The following is a 25,136-nucleotide window of genomic DNA, read 5'->3' as shown; positions in this document are numbered from 1 at the left end:
GGCGATCGCCCGATGAGCCTTCCGATCATCCTCGACGCCACGGGCGTGCCGCCATCGTCGGCGCGGTTTGCGGCGCTCGCCTCGGCGCTGCGGCCTCACGCGATTCTGATCCGGACACGCCGAGGGCTCGAAGCCGTGCCGCCGGATGTCGCGTCGGACGCGCCGGTTCAGGAGGGCGACGCAGCCTTCATGGCGATTCGCGCGTGGCTGCTCGCCTCGGGACCGCTCGGCTCCAATGTCGCCTCTACACGATCGTCGCCCCGCCCGGGGTGGGCCGCGCGTGGTCGGTTGCGTCTCGCCGCTCTCGCGACGCGGCGTCTTGCGCCGGTCGACGTGCCGGAAGAGGGAATCCTGCTCAAGATCGGTCTTTCGGGATGGGACGATCCGGCGCTGGCGTCGTGGTTGGCGGGCCACCCTGGCATTTGGCCTGTCTGCCTCGCGACCCGCATCTGGCAGCTCGATTTCCCCGAATATGAGGCGGCCGAGACCATCGCGACGCTCCCTGCCTCGGTGCAGGCCATGACGCGGCTCGCGCGACGCCTCGTGGTGCCGACCGACATCGCGGGCGCCCGATTGTCGTCCGCTCTCGGCGCCGCGTCACCGCCGTTGACTGTTCTGCCGACCCCATCGCGATTGGCCGGGTCTGCGACAACCGGCGTCGATCCGGCCTTGGCGGGGACGCCCTACCTGCTCGCGGTCGATCGGCTCGAAGCGCGGGGCAACATCCTGATGCTGCTCGGGATCTGGCGCGATCTTGTGCGGTCTGGCGCCGCTGTGCCGAAGCTGGTGCTGGCGGGCAGACGCGGCGCCCAAATCCAGGAACTTAAGCCGATGCTGGATTGGAACGAGACCAACCGGCCGTTTGTGCGTGAGGCGCCGGGCTTGACGGCGGACGGCCTGCGGACCTTGACCTTGGGGGCTCGCGCGATCCTGTCGCCGAGCTTCGCGCCGGGCAGCGCGGCCTTTGAGCGCGATGCGCTCGGCATGGGAGTACCGGTGCTCGCGGCGGATGCGCCGACATTTTGCGCGGGTCTTGGGACGCGCGCGGTGCTTCTCGATCCGATCGACGGGCCCGCCTGGCGCAACGCGATTCTTGCGGCAATGACGGTGTCGCGACCACCCGCCGACGGAACCGAGCCAACGTCCTGGGCCGATTATGCCTCGCAACTGCGGGCGATGCTCGGTCGAGCGCGATCGAACCGATCAGAAATCGCTCGTTAGACCTTTGATTTCCCAGTCGCCATAACGCACCGGTTCGAGGCCGCCGCGACCTGCCTCCTCAGGCGGGAGATCGATCGGCGGCGTGGCGCGGCGGGCTTCCGCCTCGGCCAAAGCCCGACGTGCCGCAGGCGACAGGATCTTTTGGATTACCGGCTCCGCCGGCTCGACGTCGGATGTCGGCTCCGTGCCGTTTTTGGGGCTGTTCATCACGCTTCCACCCACTTTTGGGATCAAACTGATTCATTCGAGACTTTGCAGTCACGACCACTGTCGCTCACATAGGGCGTCGCGTGCCGTTCTGTCACTGGCGCGACCCTCGCATGGGCGGTTCTGGCGCGTCGTTCTGCGGTCGAGGCGCATCGATCGAAGGCGGGGAACGTCGTTTGGTCGTCGTCTGGTTGGGTCGGATGAATGACGAATCCACGGTCGCCGACCGTGGGATGAAGGATGCAATGAATAAACCGACGGGTCCGCAGAACATCACCGGCGACCGGGCCAAGCCGCGGTCTGGATCTCGAGCCGGGTCCTGGGCGAAGCCGGCCGCCGCGCCTGTCGAGCACCCACCCGGTTTGCCGGCCCGCCTGATCGCCGCCGCGATCCTGGCCGACGTGATCGGCGCCGGACATGGGTTCGACGAGGCCTTTGGCAGCGAGACCACGCAGTCCAAGCTCAACGCGTTGGAACCGCGCGACCGCGCCCTGGTGCGCTCGATCGTGGTCGTGTCGCTGCGTCGCCTCGGCACCATCCGTAAGGCGCTTGCGGCGTTTCTCGAGCGCGGGCTGCCCAAGCGGAGCGGCAACCTCGAGTGGTTTCTCGTCGTGACGGCGGCGCAGATCATGTTCCTCGACGTGCCGGATCACGCGGCCGTCAATCTCTGCGTCCTCGCGGTGCGGACCGACCCGAAAAGTCAGCCCTTCGCGGCGCTCGCCAATGCGGTGGCGCGTAATCTCGCCCGGGCGCCCGAAGGCCCCGCCGACCTCGACCCGTTTGCCGATACGCCCGCTTGGCTGGCCGCGCGTTGGAGGCAGACCTATGGGGATGCGAAAGCCACCGCGATCGCGCTGGCGCATCGCATCGAGCCCTCGCTCGACATCACCGTCAAGGCCGATGTCGCGCGCTGGACCGAAGCGCTCGAGGCGACGCGCCTGCCGAACGGCTCCCTTCGCCTCACCAGCCATGTGCCGGTCCCGGACCTCGCCGGCTACGCCGATGGGGAATGGTGGGTGCAGGATGCGGCCGCCTCGCTGCCGGCGCGGCTGCTGCGCGTCGAGGCGGGGCAGCGGGTCGCCGATCTCTGTGCCGCGCCGGGTGGCAAGACCGCGCAATTGATCGCGGCAGGCGGCCATGTTGTGGCGGTCGATCGCTCGGCCGAGCGGCTCAAGCGCCTCGCCGTCAACCTCGAACGGCTGGGCATGAGTGCCGAGACGGAGGTGGCCGATGTCGCGGGTTTTTCCGCCGAGCCCTTCGACGCGATCCTGCTCGATGCGCCGTGTTCGGCGACCGGAACGATCCGCCGTCACCCCGATGTGGCCTGGACCAAGCGCGCCTCGGATATCGTGTCGCTGGCGGCCTTGCAGACCCGCATGATTGATCGGGCGCTCGGGTTGCTGAAGCCCGGCGGCACGCTCGTCTATTGCGTCTGCTCGCTGGAGCCTGAGGAGGGCGAAGCGCAGATCGCCAGCCTGTTGCGGCGCAACCCGGATGTGGCGCGCGTGCCCATCACGGCCGATGAGGTCGGCGGTTGGTCCGATTGCGTGACGCCGGCCGGCGACCTTCGCACGCTGCCGTTTTTTTCGGTGCTCGACGAGCCGCCGCTCGTGGGGCTCGACGGGTTCTTCGCGGCTCGCCTCGTCCGCAAAGCCTGAGGCTCGTCGGGCCAAGCCTCGGCGTCGGTGTCGCACCGCGCGATCCTGGCCTGTCATAACCCTGTCGTGCTGAATGCTTCCCTTGCGTCACCGCGCCGACCTTAGAGGTCGGCCCGGACCGACCGATCGATCGATCGGATCGTCGCGGTGGAAGGCCAAGCCCATGAGTGATGACGGACTGACGCCGCGCCAGACGCTTCTGGTCTGGTCGCTGCTTGGCCAAAAAGGTCAGGCCCTTCAAGGCGCGATCCTGCCCGAGGTCGCGAAAGCCGATCGTGAGCAGCTTGAAGCGCGGCGCCTGATCAAAGTCAGCAGGCAGGCCCGTGGCGCGCTGCTGCTGCAGCTCGACGACAAGGGGTGGGCATGGGCGGCCGCGCATCTGACCGACGCCGTGCCGCCGGCCTATCAGGTGCTGCGGGCTTGGCTCGGCCTGCTGTCGGCCCACCTCGAGCAGCATGGCGAAACCCTGGCCGAATTCGTCGGCCCCTTGCCCGAGGCGGCCGAGCCACTGCCGAAATCCCCGCGCGCGGCGGGTCGATCGGGGTCGGCGCGAGCGCTGACGCCCGTCGGGATGCGGCGCAAGATCGGTCAAGCCTATCTGGCGATCACGGGCGGCAAGACCGGCGAAAGTGCGCCGCTTCGTGATATTCGCGCCCATCTCTCGGCCTTCGATCGCGCGACCGTGGACGACGCCTTTGGGCGCATCCTGGCGGGGGACAAAAAGGCGCGGCTGATGCGGATCAACAATCCGAATGCGCTGACGGCCGCCGATCGCGAGGCCGCTTACGATCCCGCCGGCGAACCCTTTCACGTTCTCTGGATCATGCCATGAGCCTCGCTCTCGACGCCCTGCGCGATGCCGATTTCGGTTGGCTCCGATCACTCGAAAGCGTCTGGAGCGATGCCGATACGACGGTTGGCGGACCCAACGAAGCTCTGCTCGACAGCCTCGTCGCGGATTTCTTCCGAAAGACGAAAGAGACCTCGACCAAGCCGCCCGGTCACGTATTGGTTGGAGCAGCCGGGATTGGCAAGACGCATCTGGTCGGCACCTTGCGCCGACGCACCTGGGACGGGGGCGGCTGGTTCGTGCTGCTCGACATTCTCGGCGTCACGGATTTCTGGAAGAGCGCCGCGCTGAGTTTCCTGACATCCCTGTTGCAGGAGATGCCGGATGGGCGCCGCCAGCATGAGGCGGTGCTGGCCGGGGTCGCGCGCCGATTTCAGATCGAGCGACAGGTCCATGAGGCCTTCGAAACCCCGAATATCGATCCAAGCAAGATCGTCGATCTTCTGGTGGGTGGCTTGATGCGAGGCGATCGCGTCAATGCGCTGCGGCATCAGGACGTGTTCCGAGCCTTGGCGCTGCTCCGGTCCAACCATGCCGGCACCATGAGCTTCGCGCATAGCTGGCTGCAAGGTTACGAGGCCGAGGAAGACACCGGGCGGAAGCTCGGCTTCAAAGGCGCGCCTCCGACCCATGTCGAACTGGTGCGCGGCATGTCCTGGATCATGAGTCTTGCCGGCCCGACGCTGGTCGCTGTCGATCAGATCGACAGTATCGTCATTCCGAGCAATATGTTTCAGCACCGCCTCAGCGAGGACGGTCGTCCGGCGCAACCGATCGGCGAGGTGCTGGCGGCGGGGCTGCTGGAGCTCTACGACGTCCTCCACCGCAGCATGACGGTCGTCACGTGCCTCTACGATTCCTGGGAGCGCATCAAGGCTCACGCGCTTGACTCTGCCGTGCATCGCTTTCAACCGCAGACGGCTTTGCTCGGCATGGGCGACCGCGCCCACATCGAAAACCTGATCGTCAGCCGGTTGACGCCGGCCTATGCGGCCGTGGCGTTCACGCCCGCCTTTCCGTCCTGGCCGTTCAGCAAGGCCGCGATCGACAATGCGACGGGGCGCGGAATGACGCCTCGCGCCATCCTGATGCGCTGCGACGCTTTCCGCCGCCACTGTATCGACGAGGCGCGCATCGAGCTCTGCGACATTCTTCTCCCGGTCGTGCCGAAAGCCGATCAGTTGATAGAAGACACCGGGCCGCAGACGCCGCTCTTCGATCTCGAGGCGATGCGCCGGCAGGTCGATATCGCCGGCCTGATCCAGAATGACGACGATGGCGAGTTCGGTCGCCTGCTGCGCGGCGTCTTTGGTCTCTACGCCGTGCAGATCGATCCGGACGAGGCGATCGACGTGGAAGCCAAAGGTGATTCCGCGCAGCGGACGCCGCCCCTGCACGGCAGGCTGACTTTCACGTTCCATGCCGAAAGCGACCGGGAGCGGCACTATTGCTACCGCGCTCTCGAACATACCAATGCCAATGCGTTCCAGTCGCGGTTGAGGGCTGCTTTGACCGCATCGGGGATTACGGCCGACATGGCCGACCGCCGTCTGCTCATCATTCGAAAAGCTCCGGTACCGGGTGGCGTGAAGACCCGGCAGATGGTCGAGGTCTTCACGAAAGCAGGGGGCTGCATCATCGATCCGAGCGAGGATGATCTGCTGACTTTCGTGGCGCTTCGCCAATTGCGCGACGAGGCAGCCAACCATCGCAAACGCAACGAATTCGATACCTGGCTGCGTGCCACCAAGCCGCTCTGCGACACGGCGTTCTTCAAACAAGCGGGTCTTTGCCCGCCGCCGGGGACATCGGTCTCGGACGTGATGGATGCGATGCCGGCTCCTCCGGTCGAGGCCTTAGAGCTCGAGCATGTCGCAGAAGCGGTTTCGCCCGTCGCCGCACCGTTGACCGAGCCGAAACGTCCGACAAAACGCGCGGTTGCGCCGCCCTTGGTCGCGGTTCCGCCGACCGCCATCGTGATCGGTCATCGCATGGCGGTGGGTGGCGAGGCCGTCAGCCTGCCGCTCGCGCTGCTGCCGCGCCACACTGCGATCATCGCGGGGACGGGGTCGGGCAAGACGGTGTTGCTGCGTCGGTTGATCGAGGAGGCCGCTCTCGCTGGAATCCCGGCTATCGTGATCGATCCGAACAATGATCTGTCGCGGCTCGGTGACCCGTGGCCGGAGCGGCCGGGCAGCTTCACGCCCGATGACGACGAGAAGGCGGCTCGCTATCGCGAGACGGTCGAGGTCGTGGTCTGGACGCCCGGGGTCCGGGCCGGCAACCCGCTGTTCCTGTCGGTGCTGCCGGATTTTTCCGGTCTCGGCGATAATTTGGACGAACGCGATCAGGCCTGCGAGATGGCAACCGAGACTGTCGCCCCGTTGGCGGGCGCGAAGAACGGGTTGCAAAGAGGCGTCCTGGCCGATGCCATGCGCTATTTCGCCGGGCAGGGCGGCGGCGATCTGAAGGCCATGACAACGCTGCTCACCGATCTCCCGGACGGCATCAGCGAGATCGGCAATGCCGCAAAATTGGCGGCCGGCATGGCCGACCAGCTTCATGCGGCCGTTGCGACCAATCCGCTGCTGCGGGTCGATGGTCCGGTGCTCGATCCGAAACTTCTGTTCAACGGGCCCGATGCCGGCCGCACGCGGATCTCCGTCATCAATCTATCTGGATTGGCGTCCGATGCCGCGCGCGAGGATTTCGTGAACCGGCTGCAGATGACGCTGTTCAGCTGGATCAAGAAGAACCCGTCGCCGACCGGGCGTCTCTATGCGATCGACGAGGCGCAGAACTTCATGCCATCGGCCCATGCCGCGATCAGCCGCGGCAGTGCCGTCCGGCTCTTCGCGCAGGCGCGTAAATATGGGCTCGGCATGGTGGTGGCGACCCAGGCCCCGAAGGGGATCGACAATAAAATCGTGTCGAATTGCACGACACAATTTTTCGGCAAGCAGAATTCCCCGACCGACATCGGCAGCGTGAAGGATCTGATCGCCGGCAAGGGCGGCGCAGCCGACGATGTGGCCAGACTGGCCATGGGCGAATTCTACTTCGCCTCGGAAAAGTCAGGCAAGCCGGCCAAGATCAGGACACCGATCTGCCTCAGCTACCATCCCGCCAATCCGCCCACGCCGGAGGAGGTCGTGGTTCAAGCCAAGCGCTCGGTTCGCTGACCAAACCCCATGACCCCGGCCGTGTCGTTGCTCGCGGGCGGGTCGGCCGTGTTATAGAAGGGGCCTTCAGACTCTGGCCCGGCGTGACGGATGCAGACAAGCCCTTCCTTCGTGCCGCAACGGTCCACCTTGGTGGCGCTGCTGGTGGCCGGCGCGTTTTTCATGGAAAATCTCGACGGCACCGTGATCGCGACGGCGCTGCCGCAGATGGCGAAAAGCTTTGGCACGACGCCGGGGTCGCTCGCGATCGGCATGACGGCTTATCTGCTCACCGTCGCGGTCTTCATTCCCGCCAGCGGCTGGGTGGCGGACCGCTACGGCGCCCGTCCTGTCTTCGCGAGCGCGGTCGCGCTGTTCACCATCGCCTCGATCCTGTGCGGCCTCAGCATCGACACGCTGACCTTCACCCTGGCGCGGATCCTCCAAGGGGCCGCCGGGGCACTGATGACGCCTGTAGGTCGGCTTGTCGTGCTGCGCGGCACAGCCAAGCAGGACCTGATGCGCGCCATCGCGACGCTCACCTGGCCGGCCCTGACGGCGCCGGTGCTCGGGCCGCCGCTCGGCGGGTTCATCACCACGGTAGCGTCCTGGCGCTGGATCTTCTTCATCAACGTGCCGATCGGGATCATGGGGCTGGGGCTCGCGCTCCGATTGATCGAGGCTGGGCGGGACGAAGCTCGTCGCCCCTTCGACGCGCTCGGCTTCGTGCTCAACGGGTCTTGCCTTGCGTCGCTGCTCTATGCCTTGGAGCGCTTCGGGCAGACGGGAGGCGATTGGCGGATCGCCTCGCTGTTTCTCATCGCCAGCCTCACGCTTGGCACGCTGGCCTTGCGGCGTGCCCGCACTCACCCGCATCCCCTGGTGTCGCTCGAGGCGTTCCGGGTGCCGAGCTTCCGCGTCACCATGGATGGAGGCCTGATCGCGCGGATCACCATCAGCACCATGCCGTTTCTTCTGCCCCTGCTGTTCCAGGTCGGGCTCGGGCGGGATGCGTTCACGTCGGGCCTGTTGGTGTTGTGGTATGGCGCCGCCAATCTCGCCATCAAACCCCTTACGACGCCGATCCTGCGGCGCTTCGGCTTTCGTACCGTGCTGCTGGCCAACACGGTCATCAGCGCGAGTTCGATCGCGGCCTGCGCCATGATCGACCGCTCGATACCGATCGCCGTCATCGTGCTGGTCTTGATGGTCGCCGGCGCCAGCCGCTCGATGCAATTCACCGCCTTGAACACGCTGGCATTCGCTGAGCTCGAGCCCGGCCAGACCGGCCCCGCCAACACGTTATTCAACATGGCGTTTCAGTTGGCGCTGGGGATGGGCGTCGCCTTCGGCGCGATCGTTCTGCGGATCGCTGAGGCGCTTCCGGCAGGGCAGGGTGCCGACCCGAGCGGCCCGTTCCGGCTCTGCTTTGCGATTATTGGTCTGGTGGCTCTCACGGCGCTTCCGGCTTTCGCGCGCTTGCGGCGCGATGCGGGGCAGGCCGTCAGCCAGCATCGGGCTGCGGCGACCCGGTGAGCAATCGGGCCGCCATCATCGGCGTCGCCCAATCGACAAGGTCCTCGGCTGAAGCCCGGTTGGCAAAACCCAGCCGGCATGCTCTGGTCAAGTCTATTCACTGACTAGGCTTTGCAGCCGCATCAGAGCCAATGGAAGCCCGCATGATACAAATCGGACAGATTGCCCCCGACTTCACGGCCGACACGACCCAGGGCCGGATCAGCTTTCATGACTGGATCGGCGACGGATACGCGATCCTTTTTTCGCATCCGAAGACATTCACGCCGGTCTGCACGACCGAACTCGGCATGGTCGCGAAGCTGACGCCCGACTTCGCTAAGCGCAACACCAAGGTGATCGGCCTGTCGGTCGATCCCGTCGAGTCGCATGATCGCTGGGCGGCCGACATCGAACGGACGCAGGGCGCGGCCGTGACCTACCCCTTGATCGGAGACGCCGATCTTGCCGTCTCGAAGCTCTACGGCATGCTACCGGCCGATACGGACGGCACGTCCGAGGGTCGCACCGCCGCCACCAATGCCACAGTCCGCACCGTGTTCATCATCGGGCCCGACAAGCGTGTGAAGCTGTCCTTGGCTTATCCGATGTCGACCGGGCGCAACTTCGCCGAGATCATGCGGGCGCTCGATTCGATCCAGCTGACGGCCGCCCACAAGGTGGCAACGCCGGTCGATTGGCAGCCGGGCGAGGACGTCATCATCGCCGGTTCAGTGTCCGACGAAGACGCCAAAAAGGCTTATCCGGGCGGTTGGGACGCGCCCGCACCCTACCTCCGCATCGTACCTCAGCCGACCTGATCCGGGCGAAACCGCTTCGACAGAAACCGTGACCCGCGTAGACCGAACCGCCACGGCGTGTCGGCTCCGCGCGTGATGCCGATGCGCGGCCCAGAGACGATGTCGAGCGCGTTGTCGTTGGGGATCAGGGTGAAGGGGGGCTGGTCGAGCGATCGGCCATTGAGCGCGGCCGTGATGCCGAGGGCCTGACTGAGCCGTCCCGGCCCGCTGCAGAGGAGCGTCACGGCCTCGTTGCCACGGCGCACCCGCATCTCGTCCAAGCCCATCGTGGGTTCGATGGCGCGCAACAACACGGCGCTCCCTGGGCGGCAGACAAGATTGACGCACCAGTGGATGCCGTAGGAGCGGTACACGTAAGCGTGACCGGGCGGCCCAAACATGGCGGCGTTGCGTCCGGTCTCGCCGCGAAAACTATGTGAGGCGGGATCGTCCCGGTCATAGGCTTCAGCCTCGACGATCAGCCCGCCGACGCCGTCGACCAGAAAAGTGGCCCCGATGACGGATCGGCCCACCTCTTCGGCGGCCCGATCAAACATCTTGACGACGTCGCGCGCGGCGTTGGCCGGGAGCGACGCCATCGCTGGATGATCCAGCCTCAGGGCTGGGCGGGCGCGGCCGGCATGCCCGCATCGGCTTGCGGTCCAGACGCTTTGGCCTGCGGCGCTGCGGCCGATGGCGCCGTCCCGGACGGATCGTTGAAGAACCTAAAGAAATTCGACGACGGCGAGAGAACCAGCCGCGTGTCACCCGCTTTCAAGCCAGTCGCATAAGCCTGCATGGAGCGATAAAACGCGAAAAATCCTGGGTCTTTGCCGTAAGCCTCGGCGAAGATCTTGTTTCGAGCGGCATCGCCTTCACCACGCGTCTGGTCGGCTTGTCGTTGCGCTTCAGCCTTGATGACGACGACGTCACGATCCGCTTTGGCCGTGATGGTCTGCGCCTGCTCGGAGCCCTGAGCCCGATACTCGGCCGCCTCGCGCGCCCGCTCTGACTGCATGCGGCTATAGACCTTCTCGGAGATTTCCTTGGGAAGGTCAGCCCGCCGAATTCGAACGTCGTTGACGGCTGCGCCGAGGCGCGCCGCTTCGCTATTCACCTGATCGCGGATCTTCACCATCAGACCGGCGCGGTCGTCTTTGATGATCTGCGGCAGGGTTGCATCGCCAAGAACGCGGCGCACCGCCGAGTTCAACACCGACGCCAACTGGTTGTTGGCACGTGCGATCGTGCCGACCGTCTGATAGAATTTCAACGGGTCGGCGATGTGATAGCGCACGAAAGCGTCGACCAGGATGCGCTGGCTGTCGGATGCCAGAACTTCCTCCTGCGCGCCCTCGAGGTCGAGGATGCGGTTGTCGAGATAGACGACCGACTCGACGAACGGCTGCTTGAAGTGCAACCCCGGCTGCGTCACGAGGCTTTGCGGCTCGCCGAAGCGTAGGACGAGGGCCTGCTCGGTTTGGCTGACCGTGAAGATCGCGCTGTTGCCGACGATGATGATCAGCAAAATGGCGGCAAGTGCCGCGAAGAGGCCGAATTTCATTGGGCCACTCCCGTCTGTCCGGCTTTCGGTGCCGTGGCTTGCCCTGTCGTCGATCCAAGCGCGCCGAGCGGCAGGTAAGGAACCACGCCCTGCTTGTCGTCGAGGATGATCTTGTCGGTGCCGCTCAGGACCTGCTCCATGGTTTCGATGTAGATCCGCTCGCGCGTCACGTCGGGCGCGTTCTTGTACTGGTCATAAACCTGGGTAAAGCGAGACGCCTGACCCTGAGCCTGCTGCACGGTCTGCTCGCGATAGCCTTGCGCCTCTTGAATGATGGCGGCGGCGGCACCGCGCGCTTCCGGCACGATGCGGTTGGCATAAGCTTCCGACTCGTTCCGCTGGCGCTGGAGATCTTGCTGGGCGGCCGTCACGTCGCGATACGACGAGATGACCTGCGCCGGCGGGCCGACGGAGAGCAACTGGGTCTGCAAAACCAGAACGCCGGCCTTGTAGGATGTGAGCACGCCCTGTGTCAGATCCTGCGTGGTCTGTTCGACCTTGGTCCGATCCGATGTCAGAATGCCTTGGAGGTTGAAGCGTCCGATCACCTCGCGCATGGCACTTTCGGCCACGGCTTTGACGGTTTCGTTCGGGTTGCGGAGGTTGAAGGCATAATCTTCGGGATGGGCCGGATCGATCTGCCAGATGACGCGGAATTTCACGTCGGCGATGTTCTCGTCGCCGGTCAGCATCAGGCTTTCCTCGGGAATATCCATGCCGAGTTGAACGCCCGGACGGCGGCTATCCTCACGAGAGATCGAGCCGATATCGATCGAGTTGCGGTCGGTGACCTGCAGCTTGTCGACGTCGCCGATCGGGTAGGGCCAGTTGTAGTTCAGACCGGCTTGCGTCTTGCCGGTATATTTGCCGAACACGAGATTGAGACCAACCTCGTTCGGCGCGATCGTATAAAAGCCGCTCAGCAGCCACACGACAACGATCAGCATGGCGACGGCAGCAAGCCCCAAAGCTCCGAAGTCCCCGCCGGGGATCATCCGGCGCATCCGCTCCTGGCTCCGGCGCAGAAACTCTTCGAGATCCGGCGTGTTGTTATTGTTGTTGTTGTTGCTCGGCCCCTGGCCCCAAGGCCCTGGATTGCTGGGTTTCCACGGCCCGCCGCCGTTCCCGCCTTGATTGGTCCAGGGCATAGAAGTCCTCTTGTATGAGCCGACGTCGCTCTCATTCCGCAAAGAAAGCGGCTTCTGCGAGGCAGAGCCGCTCTTGCGCGTTGTAGATTTGGGAGGCCGCCTCGCAAACCGCAACGGCCAAGCCTGCCTTACCGTCGGTCATAGGTGACGAAAGTGAATGTTGTATCGTCGCGCTCGGACACCGGATGGGACGCCCGGCTCGATTCACGCCACTGGGTCGGATCGATCGTCGGAAAGATCGTGTCGCCTGCGGGTGCCAGATCCACCTCGGTGACGTAAAGACGATCGGCCCGCCCGATCAGCGCGGCATAGAGCGTGCCGCCGCCCGCCACCATGATTTCCTGCGCGCCCATCGCATGACCGACGCGGTTACCGATTGCGATCGCGTCCGGGAGCGTCGATGCGACCTCGACGCCGTCGGCCGCAAAATCGGGGTTCCGGGAGACCACAACGACGGTTCGCCCCGGGAGAGGCCGGCCGATCGAGTCCCACGTCTTACGCCCCATCAGGACGGGCTTGCCCATTGTCAGAGAGCGAAAATGTTTGAGATCGCTCGATAAACGCCAGGGTAGGGTGTTGTCGGTTCCGATGACGCCGTTACGCGCTACCGCGACGATGAGGGCGAGTCGCAGAGGGGTCATGCCGCGCCATCACGTCGTTGCGCGCCGTCCCCCAGCGCCAGCAGCGCGTCGCCGGTCAATCTGCAGGTCGTCCAATCGTCGAGCATCACAGCGCCTTGCGCCTTGTAGAAGGCGATCGAGGGAGCGTTCCAGTCGAGCACCGACCATGTCAGTCGCCCCAAACGCTCGGCGCGGCAGCGCGCCGCAAGGCCCGCCATCAGCCGTTTGCCGATCTTATGGCCCCGAAAAGACGGCCGCACGAACAGGTCTTCGAGATAGATGCCGTGACGGCCCTCGAAGGTGGAGAAATCATAAAACCACAGCGCGAAACCGGCCGGAGCGCCGCCCCATGCGGCGATGTCGCAGAACACGCGCGGGCTTGGCCCAAACAGGGCGTCGGCCAGAACCGCAGGCGTCGAGACGACCGCGTGAGAGAGCTTCTCATAGGCCGCAAGCTCGCTCACGAAGGCGAAGATGAGGTCGGCATCGCCGGGGAGGGCGGGCCGCAGGACCAGATCAGGCATCGACCCTCGTTTTGCTAGACGGCGACATCGACCGCGATGGCCGGATAGGGATCGTAGCCGTCGACGGCAAAATCCTCGATGCGATAGTGGTCGATACTGTCCGGCTTACGGATCAGGCGGAGACGCGGAAACGGCCGCGGCGTGCGCGCCAATTGCGTTTCGACGGCCTCGATCTGGTTCCGGTAGACATGCACGTCGCCGCCGACCCAGACAAAATCGCCGAGTTCGAGATCGGCCTGCTGGGCGATCATCGCCTGCAGCGCCACCGCGCCGACCCAGTTGAAAGGGCAGCCGAGCACCAGATCGACGCTCCGTTGGGTCATCATCAGCGAGAGGCGGCCGCTGCTGACATGGAATTGGTAGAGCAGATGACAGGGCGGCAGCGCCATGTCGCCCAACTCACCGACGTTCCAGGCGTGGAACAGCATGCGACGGCTGGAGGGATTGGTCCGCAACGTCTCGATCAGCGAGGCGATCTGGTCATGCTCGCGACCGTCCGGCCCGAGCCAGCGCCGCCACTGCTTGCCATAGACGGGGCCGAGGTCACCCCATCGCTCGGCAAAAGCGTCGTCGCCAAGAATGCGGGCCTCGAACGCCTCCTGCGAGATCGCCTCGCCCGTCTCTCGCCGATAGGTCGCGAGCGGCCAATCGGTCCAGATCCGAACGTTGTCCCGCAGCAGCGCCTGAATGTTGGTTTGGCCCGTCAGAAACCACAGCATCTCCTTGATGGCGGTTTTCCAATAGACTCGCTTGGTCGTGAGGATCGGCGCGGCACGGGCGACGTCGAAACGGATCATGGCGCCGAAGATCGATCGCGTGCCGATGCCAGTGCGATCGATGCGTTCGTCGCCACGATCGATCACGTCCCGCAGGAGATCGAGATAGGGTTGGTCGTTGAGGGCCTGCGACATGATCGATCAAGTCTATCCAAGATGCCGACCCACCATTTCGGTTCGGCTCCGGATTATCAAGTCCTGCTGGCGATCAAGCCCCGTCCGTCCCGTCTCCCGGCCGGAACGTCATCGCGACCCCGTTCATGCAGTAGCGCAGGCCGGTCGGTTGCGGGCCGTCGTTGAACACATGGCCGAGATGGCCGCCGCAGCGTCCGCAATGGACTTCCGTCCTGGTCATCAGCATCGACCGATCCTGCGTCTCGCCCACCGCCCCCTCGAGCGGTTGCCAGAAGCTCGGCCATCCGGTGCCGCTATCGAATTTCGTGCGCGACGAAAAAGCGGCCTGATCGCAGCCGGCGCAGGCAAAAACGCCGGCGCGCTTTTCGTGGTTGAGCGGGCTCGTAAAGGGCGTCTCCGTCCCCTGGTGACGCAACACCGCATATTGATTGCCATTGAGCAGCTTACGCCACTCGGCATCGGTATGACGCACCGCGAATTTGCCCTCCGCGGCTTGGGCCGTCTCGCCGCCGGGTAGCTTCCACCAGCCCGTCACAAGAGCCAGAAGCGAGCCCCCGCCCGCCAGTACCATCAATCGTCGGGTGAGATCCATCATCGCCGTGCTCCGCTGCTCGTCGTCTCTGGCGAAGATACGCCGACGACGGGGCGGTGGTTACAGCCCGTGCCGTCATGGCGCGGCAGTCGTGCCCGATGCGATGAACAATTGATCGGTCGCGTAGGAGATCCAAATCCGCCGGGTGCCGAGATAGTCGAGCCCGAGCAGCATCTCGAGCTCCATGGTCGCGTCGTTCGCGACGGTCAGATCGGGGGATCGCAAGATGTCGCGACCGACCATCAGGGAGGCGAAGCGATGGGTGAACATCGGAATTGTCTTGCCGGCGACCGAGCCCACGCCGAGCCCACGCCGATCGGTTTTTGCCGGAGCCGCCGCTGGCCCCAAGCGGCGCACGGCAGGGCGGAACAGAACCGTCCCAGTGGCCCCGGTATCGAGCAGCGCCAACATGGAAACGCCGTCGATCGCGACGGGGACCCGCTTCAAGCTGCCATCATAGAAGCGCTGAAGCGGCACCGCGTCATAGGCGCCCCAATCGAGAAAACGACCGGAACAACCCTCCGGTCGATGCAGGATCATCGCGTGCCGCGCGGGATCGAACTCGACATCGTAGCGGAACAGGATATCGGCACCGAGGATGCCGGCGATCGGTTCCGGCCGGGCCGGGCTCGAGCCGAATGATCCCGACACGAAGCGGATATTTTCGAGGCGGAGCGCGCCGAGCGTCAAGGTTCGGGCCAGCCGTGTCGCGACGGGACGGCCGGTTCCGCCGACGCCGACGATCGTGCTGCTGCGGTCGGCATCGACCGCGATTTGCAGCCGATCAGCGGCCTTGCGATCGAGCGCCGACACGGCGGCGCCCGTATCGACCACGAGATCGACGCCATGCCCGTTGATGGCCGCCGTCACCCGAAAATGACCACCCTTCAGGCTGAGCGGCAGCGTCGCAATCTCGGTTGTGCGACACGCGGCTTGCGCGCTCGAGCGCCAGGAGCCGACCACGCCCGCCAGCGTCATCATCACCAGCACGGCACGCGAGATCGCACCCACCCATCGCGTATTGACCACCGCAATCGAGCCATGCGTGTCACATGCTCTTCCTAATGCTCGCATCATCGCCTATATTCCTCGTGCCACCCGTAAGGGTGGCTATGGCGATAAATGGTCATCGGAATAAGCCATTCGGACCCGGGGGCGGTACCCGGCGCCTCCACCCAAGCCCGTTCACGACGGGTTTTGGTGGGGGCGAAATAGGATCGACGAGGGTGTAAAGGGTGTTCTTTTGCTCGGCATTGTACCACCGTTATCGGGCTTTTCTTATAGTTGCCAATGACAACTATGCTCCGGTGGCCCTCGCTGCGTAATGCGGTGATGGTACTGGGAATCAAGTCCTAGGGGGTTGCACTTCTAGGCGGGGTTCGGAGGCACCTGGCAACAGAAGCCTCCACTCGACCATCAGTTAATATTAGTCTCGCATGTCCTGTTTGGATCGTTTTGAATGGCAGCCGATCTTATTCGTTACGATCTCCTCGTGCAGGAAGCCTTGCGTGGCGTCGTCCGCAATGTGCTGACCGAGGCTGCGCGCAACGGGCTGCAGGGCGAGCATCACTTCTTCATCACGTTCAAGACCAGCGCGCCGGGCCTGCGGCTCTCGAATCGGATGCGGGAGCGCTATCCGGATGAGATGACCATCATCTTGCAACATCAGTTCTGGGATCTCGGCGTGACGGAACACGCCTTCGAGGTCGGACTATCGTTCAGCAACGTCCCCGAGCGGCTGCTGATCCCGTTTGCGGCGATCACGAGCTTCGTCGATCCCTCCGTCCAGTTCGGACTCAAGTTCGACATCCAGGATCCCGCTCAGGCATCGGTGTCGTCCGGTTCAGAGGCGATCGATAAGCCGAGCTCGACCGTCGAAACGTTGAAGACCGCGCTGAACAAGCGGATGCTGGCAACTGTCGAGCCGGCGGGTCTGCCGGCCACGACGAAACCTCTCGCAGCCGTACCGAGCGCGACCTCGATCAAGCCGGACGGTAAGCCGGAAAACAAGACGGCGAAGCTTTCACTCTCCAAGGTGACGGCCGAGTCCGATGACGAGGCGCCGCCTAAGCAGGACGACCAGCAACAGGCTGCCAAAGTCGTATCGATCGACTCGTTCCGTAAAAAGCCCTGAGCCTGGCTTTGGGCGACCTCGTCAATCTGAGGCTTGCCCGTAAACGGCGTGATCGCGAGGCGGCAGCCGCGGGCGCTGAACAAAATCGAATCAGTTTTGGACGCGGGAAAGCCGAGCGCCGTCTTTCCGAGGCCGAGAAGGCATTGGCCGATCGATCGCATGCGGCGCATCGGCGATCGCCTGACGACGCCCTCGACGATCCAGATCGTGGCTGAGCGCCGTCGGTCGCCGACGTCGGTCGCGAAACATTCGCTGGTGATCGCCGGCCACTCAACGAGCGTCTCGCTGGAGGACGCGTTCTGGAGCGGGTTGAAGGCCATTGCGGCCGGACGCGATATGGCGATCGCGGCCCTCGTGGCCGAGATCGATCAAACGCGCGGTGATGCCAACTTGTCTTCGGCCTTGCGGGTCTTCGTACTCGACCATTATCGGAGCCGCTAGGCTTGCGACTCGCGGCTTGGTGGGTCGACGTCAGTATCGTCCAGCGCTTCCCGGATCGGCCAGGGCTGCCGGCGGCAATCCGGGCTTGCGCGGTTGCGTTGGAAGCAAGCCGAGCGGCTTAGCGGGGACCTGTCGCAAGCGCGGCACCGGCATGGGGACAGGAGTGACTGCGGGGGAGGGCACGACCGGCGGTTTGGTCGCGTCCGGCGTCTGCAGAAGCTTCTGGAGGGCTGCCTCCGAATCCGCATGATCTTTGTCGCGCTTCGCCTGCTGTTCCGCCTCGATCGCCTTCAGTTTGTTCGAGAATAGCGCACGTTCCCGGACATCCGCCTGAAACGCTTCGATCTTGGCCTGATCGCGCCCAATCGCGCGGCCGGCGATCCCGTTGACCAGCGCGGCGGCATCGATCTCACGCGCCGGCGCCGCGAACGGGCCTTTCCAGATAATGCCGACCTGTGGCGGTTCGCCGGTCCAATCCTTGGGCGATGTGGTCATGGTGGCCGTGGTCTTCATCGACCAGAGCAGGGTCCGAAGGTCCAGCAGCGCAATCGTTTCGGACGACGCGCCTGCGCCCTTCACCTTGACAGGATCGGCGCGCATGACACCCGCCGCGATCGTCACCGGTGTCGTGATGGTGCCGAGCGATAGCGCGCCATGGTCGAGTTCTCGGGCCAGATCCTGTGTGATCTCGGCTTCGTCGATCGTGGTGGTCGCATCGGTGCTCGCAACCACGCGGGTGATCGCGTCGGGGTCGAGGCGCGGCAGGCGTGCATCCTGGATCCGCACCGTGCCGGTCCCCGCGAGGCTGGCCACGAGGGCCGCCTCCGTCGCGCCCGTCCCGGCGAGATCGAGCGTCGCATCGCTGCGTCCGCCGAGGCTCGGCGTGCCGAGAGGTTGACCGGACCACTCCACCCGACCCGCGACGGATGCGGCTGGTCCATCTCGTCGCACGGTGACGTTGGCACCGATTTGCCCGTCGCCGAGGGTCGCGGTCAGGTCGCTCAACGTCAGCACGCCCGGCGTCAGCCGCAACCCCATCTTGGCGTTTTGTGCCGCGAGGGTGGCGGTGAGCGACAATGTGTCGATCGTGACGGCGAGGTTGGTCCTCGGCAGCGTCAGGGAACTCGGCCCGAATGGCGTATCGAGCCAAAAGGCTCCGGCTTTTGGCTGCGGCAGCGGGCCGAGCACCAATCCGACCAGACTGTCGAGCGGCACCCGGTCGATCGTCAAGGCGCCGGTCAGCGCGGCCGGTTGCGTTGCGGCTTCAAGCTTTGGCGACGGCGCGGCCGCATGGTCGCCTGACGGCACGAACGACAGATCGCCGCTGACACGCTGACCGAGGAGGCGAGCCGTCAGCCCCTTGGTCACCACCTTGCCGTCACGCCAGATCACGATCGCGTCCGCATCGGCCGGCCAGATCGCGCCGGGTTCGGGTGAAGCCAGCATCACGGCCCGCAGGGCTGGCGCGACGTTCGGAGCTTTCATGGTCAAATGACCGGTCATCTCTCCGCCAAGGTTGCCGCGACCCGCGAAACTCAGCTTCGTATCCCCAAGCGTCACCGCGACCGCGCCGTCCAACGTGCCGGAGGCGCCGACATGCGCGGACGCATCCACCTTGCCGTGCCCGATGGCGGTTGCGGGCAATGTCTGGATGCCGAGTTGCCGAAGCAGGGCGCCCGATTCCGGCGCGTCGAGCAGCAGCGTCGCCGTGAAGGGCGGTCGGGCGCCCTTGTCAGGCGTGAACGAGGATGTGGCATCGGGCTTGAGGTGAAGCCCGAGCTTCGTGCCGGCGGCTGTGCCATCGAGCGACAAGGCGACGGGCACCAGGGTTCCGTCCGGATCGATGGCGGCGTCCACCGAGACCTGTAGCAGCGCAGGCGACAGCACGTCCGAGCGGGCCGCGAGGGCGTCGGTGGCGGCACCGGGCGCGATCCGGTCGATCAGCTTGGCGAGGTCGCCGAGCTTTCGCGCATCGAAGCGACCTTCGAGGTGGGCGGTCCGGCCGTCGCTGTGGCCCGTCAGGTCCGCGGTGGCGCTCCCAAGATCGGCGAGCGACAGCCGATCGAGCGTCACGGCAGAGCCGGTCTTGTGCAACTGCAGGGCGATTCGGCCCGCATCCACGGCGCCGACATCGGTGCGGGCGAGGCGGAGCGCCCGGGCCGAGAGGCTGAGCGAGAGATCGAGCGCCGATGCGGCTTGCGCCGTATTGCGCCAATCGGGCAGGGCATCGAGATCGAGCGCATCGGAGGTGAGATCGGCGAAAAGCCGCGCCCGATCATCGCCCACCGCGCGGGTCAGCGTGATGGTGCCGCCGAATATCGATCGATCGATCGTGATCGCAGCATCATGGGCCGCGACCCCGATCTTCGACAGCTCGACCGCGCCCGTAAACGCAAAGGTCTTGACCGGCAGCGACAGTTTCAACCAGTCCGCGACATCCGGCAGGTCGGGCGCGAGGCCATCGGCGAATCGCTCGAGATCGCGACTGGCGGCGTCGAGCCGTCCTTTGAACACGGCCGCCGCGCCTGGCTCGAAACTCCCCTCGAACCGGACCCGCGATCCATCACCCGACTCGATCGCCGTCCAACCCGTAATCGGCTGTCCCGCCGCGAGCGTCGTTGTGCCGTTGAGATTGGCGTAGGTCTGATTGCCGAATACCAGCGTGTCGACCGCATAATCGACCGTCACCGGAAACGGGAGGCCGGCGAACGGATCGTCGCTGTTCACGAATCGCGCCAGAGCCGCCAAGCGATCCGCGATCGGGTCCGTGCTGGTGTCCTGGTCGGCACCCGTGACGGCCAGTTTACCAAGATCGACTTGCCGCGCCTTCAAGGTCAGCTGCGCCGCACGCGCCGTGGCAAGATCCACCCGTCCGGTGCCCGTCGCGGCCAGCGCGCGGCCGTCGGTCCCCGCCCTCAGGTCGATGTCGCTGATGGCGATCTGCTGGCCATCCGCCTGCAATTTGGCGCCGAGCCGCCACGGGATGACGGATTGCGTGTCGCGCAGCGGAACTTCGCCCGTAGCGGTCACCATCCCGTCGAACGATAGCGCGGCCGCACGGTCCGGCGCCGCTGTGCTCACGACCGTGCCTTCGAGCTCCGTCTTCGGAGAGCCGTTCAAAGGATCGATCGTCGCCTTCAGTCGGAGCGCGTGCCCTTCGACCGCGCTGGTCGCGACCCGGAAGCCGAGCGCCCCGCGCGCCGTATCGACCCGCCCGGCGAATTTGAACGGCCCGGCCAAGGTTTCGGCACCCCCCTCGCCCTCGATGCCGCCGATCGCAAACCCGTCCTGGCCCACGAAGTCGATTATGCCATCGTGGACAGCAAGGTGGCTGAGGATGACCCGACTGGCGTCGGCGCCGTTGAAGTCCGGTACCGCGATGGAGCGATCCGGCGCGATCGCAAGCGTCACGTGGGGTCGGGTGAGGTCGGCGTCGATCAGTTGGATGTCGCCGCGCAGCAACGCCGTCAGGGCGAGTTCGACATCGACCCGCTCGGCCGAGACCCGCGCCGCGCGGGCCGATCCGCCCGATACGGTCAGGCCTTGGAGCCGAAAGATCGGTCGTGGCAGCAGTTTGACGTCGATCGGGCCAGTGATCTCGACCTTCGCCCCGAGCAGGCTCGACAACCGTGCTTCGATCTCGCCCCGATGCCCGTTCCAATCGACGAAATAAGGACCGACGAGCGCGGTCGTCAGGACCGCGATCAGCAGAATGGCAAGAACAGTGAGGCTGTCGCGCAAGTGTCCGTCGATTTGGTTTGGGGGCGGCTGCCGGCCTTATAGCAAGTTTCCATGCCGATCGGACGCTTTTGCGGCGGCATTGCAAACGCGTCGTTTAAACGCCGAGACGAGCTTTTCGGATTAACGCGTCTTGCGAAGACGCACGACGGTGAACAGCCCAAGCGGCCCGATTTGACGGCGGTCGAGCATCTCGATGTTGCGCTGCGCCACCACCCAGTTTCCGAGAACGCTGAAGGGGAATTGCGGATGCCAACCGAGTGAGGCGCTGCGCTGGCCAAGCCAAGCTTCGATCGGTTTCAGCAGCCCGGCCTCGGCCCCGAAATGATTGACCAGCACGATGCTGCCGCCGGGCCGGATGACGCGGCTGATCTCATCCATCATGGCGGTCGGGTCCGGGACCACGGTCAGCACATAAGGCACGATCGCGGCATCGAAGCTCGCGTCCGCGAAGGCCATCCGGGTCGCGTCCATGACCGCAAGCCCCTCGACCCCGGCAAGATTGTCGCGCCGCACCCGCTCGCCGGCCCGGCGCAGCATGGGTTCGGCGAGATCGATGCCGACGACCCGGCAGCCGAGTGGAAACATCGGCAATTCGAGCCCGGTGCCGACCCCAACATCGAGAATCAGCTGCCCCGGTTCGGCCACCGCCGCGACCGCGGCCTTTCGACCGGCCCGCATCACGGCCGTGAAGGCAAGATCATAGATCGGAGCCCAGCGCGCATAGGCCGAGACGACCTGTTGGCTGTCGCGGATGGTGCTGTGGTCGGGCTTATGGCCGTCCGGTGCGTTCATCCGGCGGCGAGACGGCCAGCGCCATCCGCCGTTTCGAGGCGGGATGGGGCGGATGCGCGCGAGGGTGCGGTGACGGCCGCGACCGTCGACATGATGGTGCCGCCGCCCCAGACACGGGCATCGCCCGCCGTGGAGGCGTAGAAAACACAGGCTTGCCCGGGCGAGACGCCATCCTCATGCGCCAGCAAGGTCACGATCGGCTGTCCGTCGACAACCCCCAAGGTCGCCGGCACCGGCGCCCGTGTGGAACGGAGCCGCACAGCGATCTCGGTATCGGCGTCCGCCAGGGCGGCAAAGCTGTCCGGTCCAATCCAGTTGATGTCGCGCAACCGCACGGCTCGGGTCGCGAGCGCCTCGCGCGGGCCGACGACGACGCGCGCCTGGGCTGCGTCGAGTTGCACGACGAACAGCGGTTCGGCCGATGGGCCGCTCGCGGTGGAGAGCCCCAGGCCGCGTCTCTGTCCGATGGTGTAGTGAAGAATGCCGGCATGTCGGCCGAGCACGCGTCCATCAAGATGGACGATGTCGCCAGCCGTCGCGGCGCCCGGGCGCAACCGCTCGATCAAATCGGCGTAGCGCCCGGTGGGCACGAAGCAGATGTCCTGGCTGTCCTGCTTCTCGGCGATCGCAAGCCCGAAGGCGCGGGCGTGTCCGCGCACCTCCGGCTTCATCATGTCACCAAGCGGAAAGCGCAACAGCTCGAGCTGCGCGTCCGTCGTCGCGAACAGAAAGTAGCTCTGGTCGCGATCCGCGTCGCGCGCCCGAAACAAGGCCTGCTTGCCGTCGACGCTGCGGGAGGAGACGTAATGCCCCGTCGCCAGCACGTCCGCATTGAGATCGCGGGCGGTCTCGAACAGATCGGCGAATTTGATGTGCTGGTTGCAGCTGACGCAAGGGATCGGCGTCTCGCCTCGGAGATAGCTGTCGGCGAAGCTGTCTATTACCTTGGCCTTGAAGCGGCTTTCATAGTCGAGCACGTAATGCGGAATGCCGAGCCGCTCCGCCACGGCGCGCGCATCGTGGATGTCGCGTCCCGCGCAGCAGGATCCTTTGCGCTCGACGGCCGCGCCGTGATCGTAGAGCTGCAGCGTCACCCCGATGACCTCATAGCCCTGCTGCGCCAGCAGGGCCGCGACGACCGATGAGTCGACGCCGCCCGACATGGCGACGACGACCCGCGTTTCGGCGGGGGCCTTCGGCAAGCCGAGGGAATTGAGGGGATGGTCGATCATCATAGTGGGTTTCGGCAGGTGGAATGAAGACGGTGATGTAACGGGTTTCAGTCGGAACTTCCAGGGGTACGCCCCGATGCGTCTGTCGCGCCGTTTGGTCCGGGTTGAAATCGATCCGAACTGGCCCACATGCCGTGCTTCAGGGTGGGCGACTCGAGTTCCCGGCTGCTTGGTCGCTGCGTCGGGACGCCCTTCGATAAGGACAGACTATGCAAAAAGGTATCGTGAAGTGGTTTGATAGCATCCGCGGCTATGGGTTCATCCAGCCCTCGGACGGGGGCAAAGACGTGTTCGTCCACGTCTCCGCTGTCGAAGCCGCCGGCCTGAAAACGCTCAATGAGGGTCAGGAAGTCTCCTTCGAATTGAAGGCCGATCGCGGCAAGACCTCCGCGGTCAACCTGCAGGTCGCTTAAGCTCGGCTGCAGCGCCGCCCTTTCGGGTCAGCAACCTATCAACGATCGGCGCGGCTGTTTTGCGGCGGCGTCGATGGCGTCATCGGTCGGGTGTTTTCCATACGGAGCCTTGTGGCTTGACGGAGCCGTGGCCTGTCCGATACGCGACAAGCAGCTTCGTCGTCGGCCTGGACGGCAGGCCGCGCGTCGTCGACGGTGCGCCGAGGCGGTAAGGCGAGGGCTCGGTTCGCTGATGCGACCGATGCAGCGGAACCATCATGGCCACCACCACCGACATCGCCAAGCGGGTGTATGATCACACCTGGAAGCTCGATCCGATCATCCGGAGCCTGCTCGACACCGACTTTTACAAATTGCTGATGCTGCAAATGATCTGGGGTCTCTACCGAGATCGCCGCGTCACGTTTTCGGTCCGGAACCGAACGTCGTCGGTGCGGATCGCGGATGAGATCGACGAGACCGAGCTCCGCGAGCAGCTCGATCATGCCCGCAGCCTCCGCGTCACCAAAAAGGAACAGATCTGGCTCGCCGGGAACAGCTTTTACGGCCAGCGGCAGATTTTCCATCCCGACTTCCTCGCCTGGTTCAACGATTTCGCGTTGCCGGCCTATGATCTTCGCAAGGAGGATGGGCAATTCGTCCTGACCTTCGAGGGGCCATGGACCGAAACCACCATGTGGGAGATCCCCGCCCTCGCGATCATCAACGAACTACGGTCCCGCGCCGCCCTCAAGGGGCTCGGCCGTTTCGAGCTCGACGTGCTTTATGCGCGTGCCAAGACCAAGCTCTGGTCCAAGGTCGAGCGGCTGCGCCAATTGCCCGACCTCAGCATCTCGGATTTCGGCTCACGGCGGCGGCACGGATTTTTGTGGCAGAGCTGGTGCGTCGAGGCGCTGAAAGAGGGGCTCGGAACCGCCTTCACGGGCTCGAGCAACGTGCTGCTGGCGATGAACAACGATCTCGTGGCGATTGGCACCAATGCCCATGAACTGCCGATGGTGCTGGCGGCTCTTGCGCCCGACGACGAAGCCTTGCGCCTGTCGCCCTATCGGGTGCTGGCGGATTGGCAAACCTACTACGGCAGCAACCTGCTGATCGTGCTGCCCGACACGTTCGGCACGGCCTCTTTCTTGCGCGATGCGCCCGAATGGGTGGCCGATTGGACCGGATTTCGACCCGATTCGGCGCCCCCGATCGAAGGCGGCGAGCGCATCATCGCCTGGTGGAACGCGATGGGGCGGGATCCGCGCGACAAGCGCCTCGTCTTCTCGGACGCGCTCGACGTCGACACGATCGAGGAGACGCACCGTTACTTTCGCGGCCGGGTCAATATGAGTTTCGGGTGGGGCACCAACCTGACCAACGACTTCCGCGATTGTGCCCCGACGCCGAACGACCGGCTCAAGGCGATCTCGCTCGTCTGCAAAGTCGTCGACGCCGACGGGCATCCGGCCGTGAAACTGTCGGACAATCCCATGAAGGCGAGCGGCGACAAGCGCGAGATCGACCGCTATCTCCGCGTCTTTGGCGACTCCGGCCGCAAGGTCCAGGCGGTTCTTGTCTAGCTTATGGTTGGTTGGCGGCCGGACTTCACGATAGCGTCACGGTCGTC

General features: G+C 65.2%; 23 protein-coding genes and 1 other RNA gene. 12 read left to right on the top strand and 12 right to left on the bottom strand.

What is annotated here, in order from left to right; genetic code table 11:
* Positions 1 to 12 precede the first annotated feature (12 nt).
* Positions 13 to 1,221, top strand: a complete 1,209-nt coding sequence (locus tag EY713_RS05470) for a glycosyltransferase family protein (RefSeq protein WP_131113923.1) — start codon at positions 13 to 15, stop codon at positions 1,219 to 1,221.
* Here the strand turns inward: EY713_RS05470 and EY713_RS05465 are convergent.
* Positions 1,204 to 1,428, bottom strand: a complete 225-nt coding sequence (locus tag EY713_RS05465; RefSeq protein WP_131113922.1) for a DUF1674 domain-containing protein — start codon at positions 1,426 to 1,428, stop codon at positions 1,204 to 1,206. The genes EY713_RS05470 and EY713_RS05465 overlap by 18 nt on opposite strands.
* A 245-nt stretch (positions 1,429 to 1,673) precedes the next feature.
* Here EY713_RS05465 and EY713_RS05460 point away from each other — a divergent pair, with 245 nt between their 5' ends.
* The 5 genes from EY713_RS05460 (at position 1,674) to EY713_RS05440 (ending at position 9,433) form a co-directional block, all read left to right on the top strand.
* Positions 1,674 to 3,086, top strand: a complete 1,413-nt coding sequence (locus EY713_RS05460; RefSeq protein WP_131113921.1) for an RsmB/NOP family class I SAM-dependent RNA methyltransferase — start codon at positions 1,674 to 1,676, stop codon at positions 3,084 to 3,086.
* Between the two features lie 163 nt (positions 3,087 to 3,249).
* Positions 3,250 to 3,918, top strand: a complete 669-nt coding sequence (locus tag EY713_RS05455; RefSeq protein WP_131113920.1) for a hypothetical protein — start codon at positions 3,250 to 3,252, stop codon at positions 3,916 to 3,918.
* Entirely contained in the window at positions 3,915 to 7,118 is a 3,204-nt protein-coding gene (locus tag EY713_RS05450) for an ATP-binding protein (protein WP_131113919.1), read from the top strand. The genes EY713_RS05455 and EY713_RS05450 overlap by 4 nt, the downstream gene beginning before the upstream one ends.
* 90 nt (positions 7,119 to 7,208) lie before the next feature.
* Positions 7,209 to 8,633 (top strand): MFS transporter, encoded by a 1,425-nt coding sequence (locus EY713_RS05445; RefSeq protein WP_131113918.1) that lies wholly within the window; start codon positions 7,209 to 7,211, stop codon positions 8,631 to 8,633.
* A gap of 143 nt (positions 8,634 to 8,776) precedes the next feature.
* Positions 8,777 to 9,433, top strand: a complete 657-nt coding sequence (locus EY713_RS05440; protein ID WP_131113917.1) for a peroxiredoxin — start codon at positions 8,777 to 8,779, stop codon at positions 9,431 to 9,433.
* On the opposite strand, the gene EY713_RS05435 is transcribed toward EY713_RS05440, so the two are convergent.
* The 8 genes from EY713_RS05435 to EY713_RS05400 all read right to left on the bottom strand — a co-directional run bounded on the left by EY713_RS05435 (position 9,421) and on the right by EY713_RS05400 (position 15,848).
* Entirely contained in the window at positions 9,421 to 10,011 is a 591-nt protein-coding gene (locus tag EY713_RS05435; protein WP_210215315.1) for a DNA-3-methyladenine glycosylase, read from the bottom strand. The genes EY713_RS05440 and EY713_RS05435 overlap by 13 nt on opposite strands.
* Positions 10,012 to 10,028: 17 nt before the next feature.
* The gene (gene hflC / locus EY713_RS05430) at positions 10,029 to 10,976 is read right to left on the bottom strand and encodes a protease modulator HflC (RefSeq protein WP_131113916.1); all 948 of its coding nucleotides are present in this window, start codon (positions 10,974 to 10,976) and stop codon (positions 10,029 to 10,031) included.
* Positions 10,973 to 12,124: an FtsH protease activity modulator HflK gene (gene hflK / locus EY713_RS05425; protein ID WP_131113915.1), complete on the bottom strand. Its 1,152-nt coding sequence runs from the start codon at positions 12,122 to 12,124 to the stop codon at positions 10,973 to 10,975. The genes hflC and hflK overlap by 4 nt, the downstream gene beginning before the upstream one ends.
* Before the next feature lie 128 nt (positions 12,125 to 12,252).
* A complete protein-coding gene (locus EY713_RS05420) occupies positions 12,253 to 12,765 on the bottom strand; it encodes a dihydrofolate reductase (protein ID WP_131113914.1) in 513 nt (170 codons plus the stop codon).
* Positions 12,762 to 13,268, bottom strand: a complete 507-nt coding sequence (locus EY713_RS05415; RefSeq protein WP_131113913.1) for a GNAT family N-acetyltransferase — start codon at positions 13,266 to 13,268, stop codon at positions 12,762 to 12,764. The genes EY713_RS05420 and EY713_RS05415 overlap by 4 nt, the downstream gene beginning before the upstream one ends.
* 14 nt (positions 13,269 to 13,282) lie before the next feature.
* Positions 13,283 to 14,179 carry a thymidylate synthase gene (locus tag EY713_RS05410; protein WP_131113912.1) on the bottom strand — a complete coding sequence of 299 codons (897 nt, stop codon included), beginning with the start codon at positions 14,177 to 14,179 and terminating at the stop codon, positions 13,283 to 13,285.
* 73 nt (positions 14,180 to 14,252) lie between these two features.
* Positions 14,253 to 14,774, bottom strand: a complete 522-nt coding sequence (gene msrB / locus EY713_RS05405; protein WP_245572902.1) for a peptide-methionine (R)-S-oxide reductase MsrB — start codon at positions 14,772 to 14,774, stop codon at positions 14,253 to 14,255.
* A gap of 72 nt (positions 14,775 to 14,846) precedes the next feature.
* A complete protein-coding gene (locus EY713_RS05400; RefSeq protein WP_165491037.1) occupies positions 14,847 to 15,848 on the bottom strand; it encodes a retropepsin-like aspartic protease in 1,002 nt (333 codons plus the stop codon).
* On the opposite strand from EY713_RS05400, the gene ssrA reads away from it, so the two are divergent.
* The 4 genes from ssrA (at position 15,826) to EY713_RS05380 (ending at position 17,346) form a co-directional block, all read left to right on the top strand.
* Positions 15,826 to 16,181: a transfer-messenger RNA gene (gene ssrA, locus EY713_RS05395) on the top strand. The genes EY713_RS05400 and ssrA overlap by 23 nt on opposite strands.
* A gap of 49 nt (positions 16,182 to 16,230) precedes the next feature.
* Positions 16,231 to 16,905, top strand: a complete 675-nt coding sequence (locus EY713_RS05390; RefSeq protein WP_131113910.1) for an SspB family protein — start codon at positions 16,231 to 16,233, stop codon at positions 16,903 to 16,905.
* An 8-nt stretch (positions 16,906 to 16,913) separates the two neighbouring features.
* Complete coding sequence (locus tag EY713_RS05385; RefSeq protein ID WP_131113909.1) at positions 16,914 to 17,120, top strand: DUF4169 family protein; 207 nt, start codon at positions 16,914 to 16,916, stop codon at positions 17,118 to 17,120.
* Positions 17,065 to 17,346 carry a ribbon-helix-helix domain-containing protein gene (locus tag EY713_RS05380; RefSeq protein WP_131113908.1) on the top strand — a complete coding sequence of 94 codons (282 nt, stop codon included), beginning with the start codon at positions 17,065 to 17,067 and terminating at the stop codon, positions 17,344 to 17,346. The genes EY713_RS05385 and EY713_RS05380 overlap by 56 nt, the downstream gene beginning before the upstream one ends.
* A 30-nt stretch (positions 17,347 to 17,376) precedes the next feature.
* Here the strand turns inward: EY713_RS05380 and EY713_RS05375 are convergent, their stop codons facing one another.
* The 3 genes from EY713_RS05375 to mnmA form a co-directional block, all read right to left on the bottom strand.
* Positions 17,377 to 21,087 (bottom strand): AsmA family protein, encoded by a 3,711-nt coding sequence (locus tag EY713_RS05375; protein WP_131113907.1) that lies wholly within the window; start codon positions 21,085 to 21,087, stop codon positions 17,377 to 17,379.
* Between the two features lie 120 nt (positions 21,088 to 21,207).
* Positions 21,208 to 21,879, bottom strand: coding sequence for a class I SAM-dependent methyltransferase (locus EY713_RS05370; protein WP_131113906.1), 672 nt, complete (start codon positions 21,877 to 21,879; stop codon positions 21,208 to 21,210).
* Entirely contained in the window at positions 21,876 to 23,111 is a 1,236-nt protein-coding gene (gene mnmA, locus EY713_RS05365) for a tRNA 2-thiouridine(34) synthase MnmA (RefSeq protein WP_131119297.1), read from the bottom strand. Before mnmA ends, EY713_RS05370 begins: the two co-directional genes overlap by 4 nt.
* Before the next feature lie 209 nt (positions 23,112 to 23,320).
* Between mnmA and EY713_RS05360 the strand changes: the two genes are divergently transcribed.
* A complete protein-coding gene (locus tag EY713_RS05360; RefSeq protein ID WP_131113905.1) occupies positions 23,321 to 23,524 on the top strand; it encodes a cold-shock protein in 204 nt (67 codons plus the stop codon).
* 257 nt (positions 23,525 to 23,781) lie between these two features.
* A complete protein-coding gene (locus EY713_RS05355; RefSeq protein ID WP_131113904.1) occupies positions 23,782 to 25,089 on the top strand; it encodes a nicotinate phosphoribosyltransferase in 1,308 nt (435 codons plus the stop codon).
* The last annotated feature ends 47 nt before the right edge of the window (positions 25,090 to 25,136 follow it).

Source organism: Lichenihabitans psoromatis (genome assembly GCF_004323635.1).
Lineage (GTDB): Bacteria > Pseudomonadota > Alphaproteobacteria > Rhizobiales > Beijerinckiaceae > Lichenihabitans > Lichenihabitans psoromatis.
The sequence above is the reverse complement of the archived record's forward strand: the minus strand, read 5'-3'. Positions and strand labels throughout refer to the sequence as shown.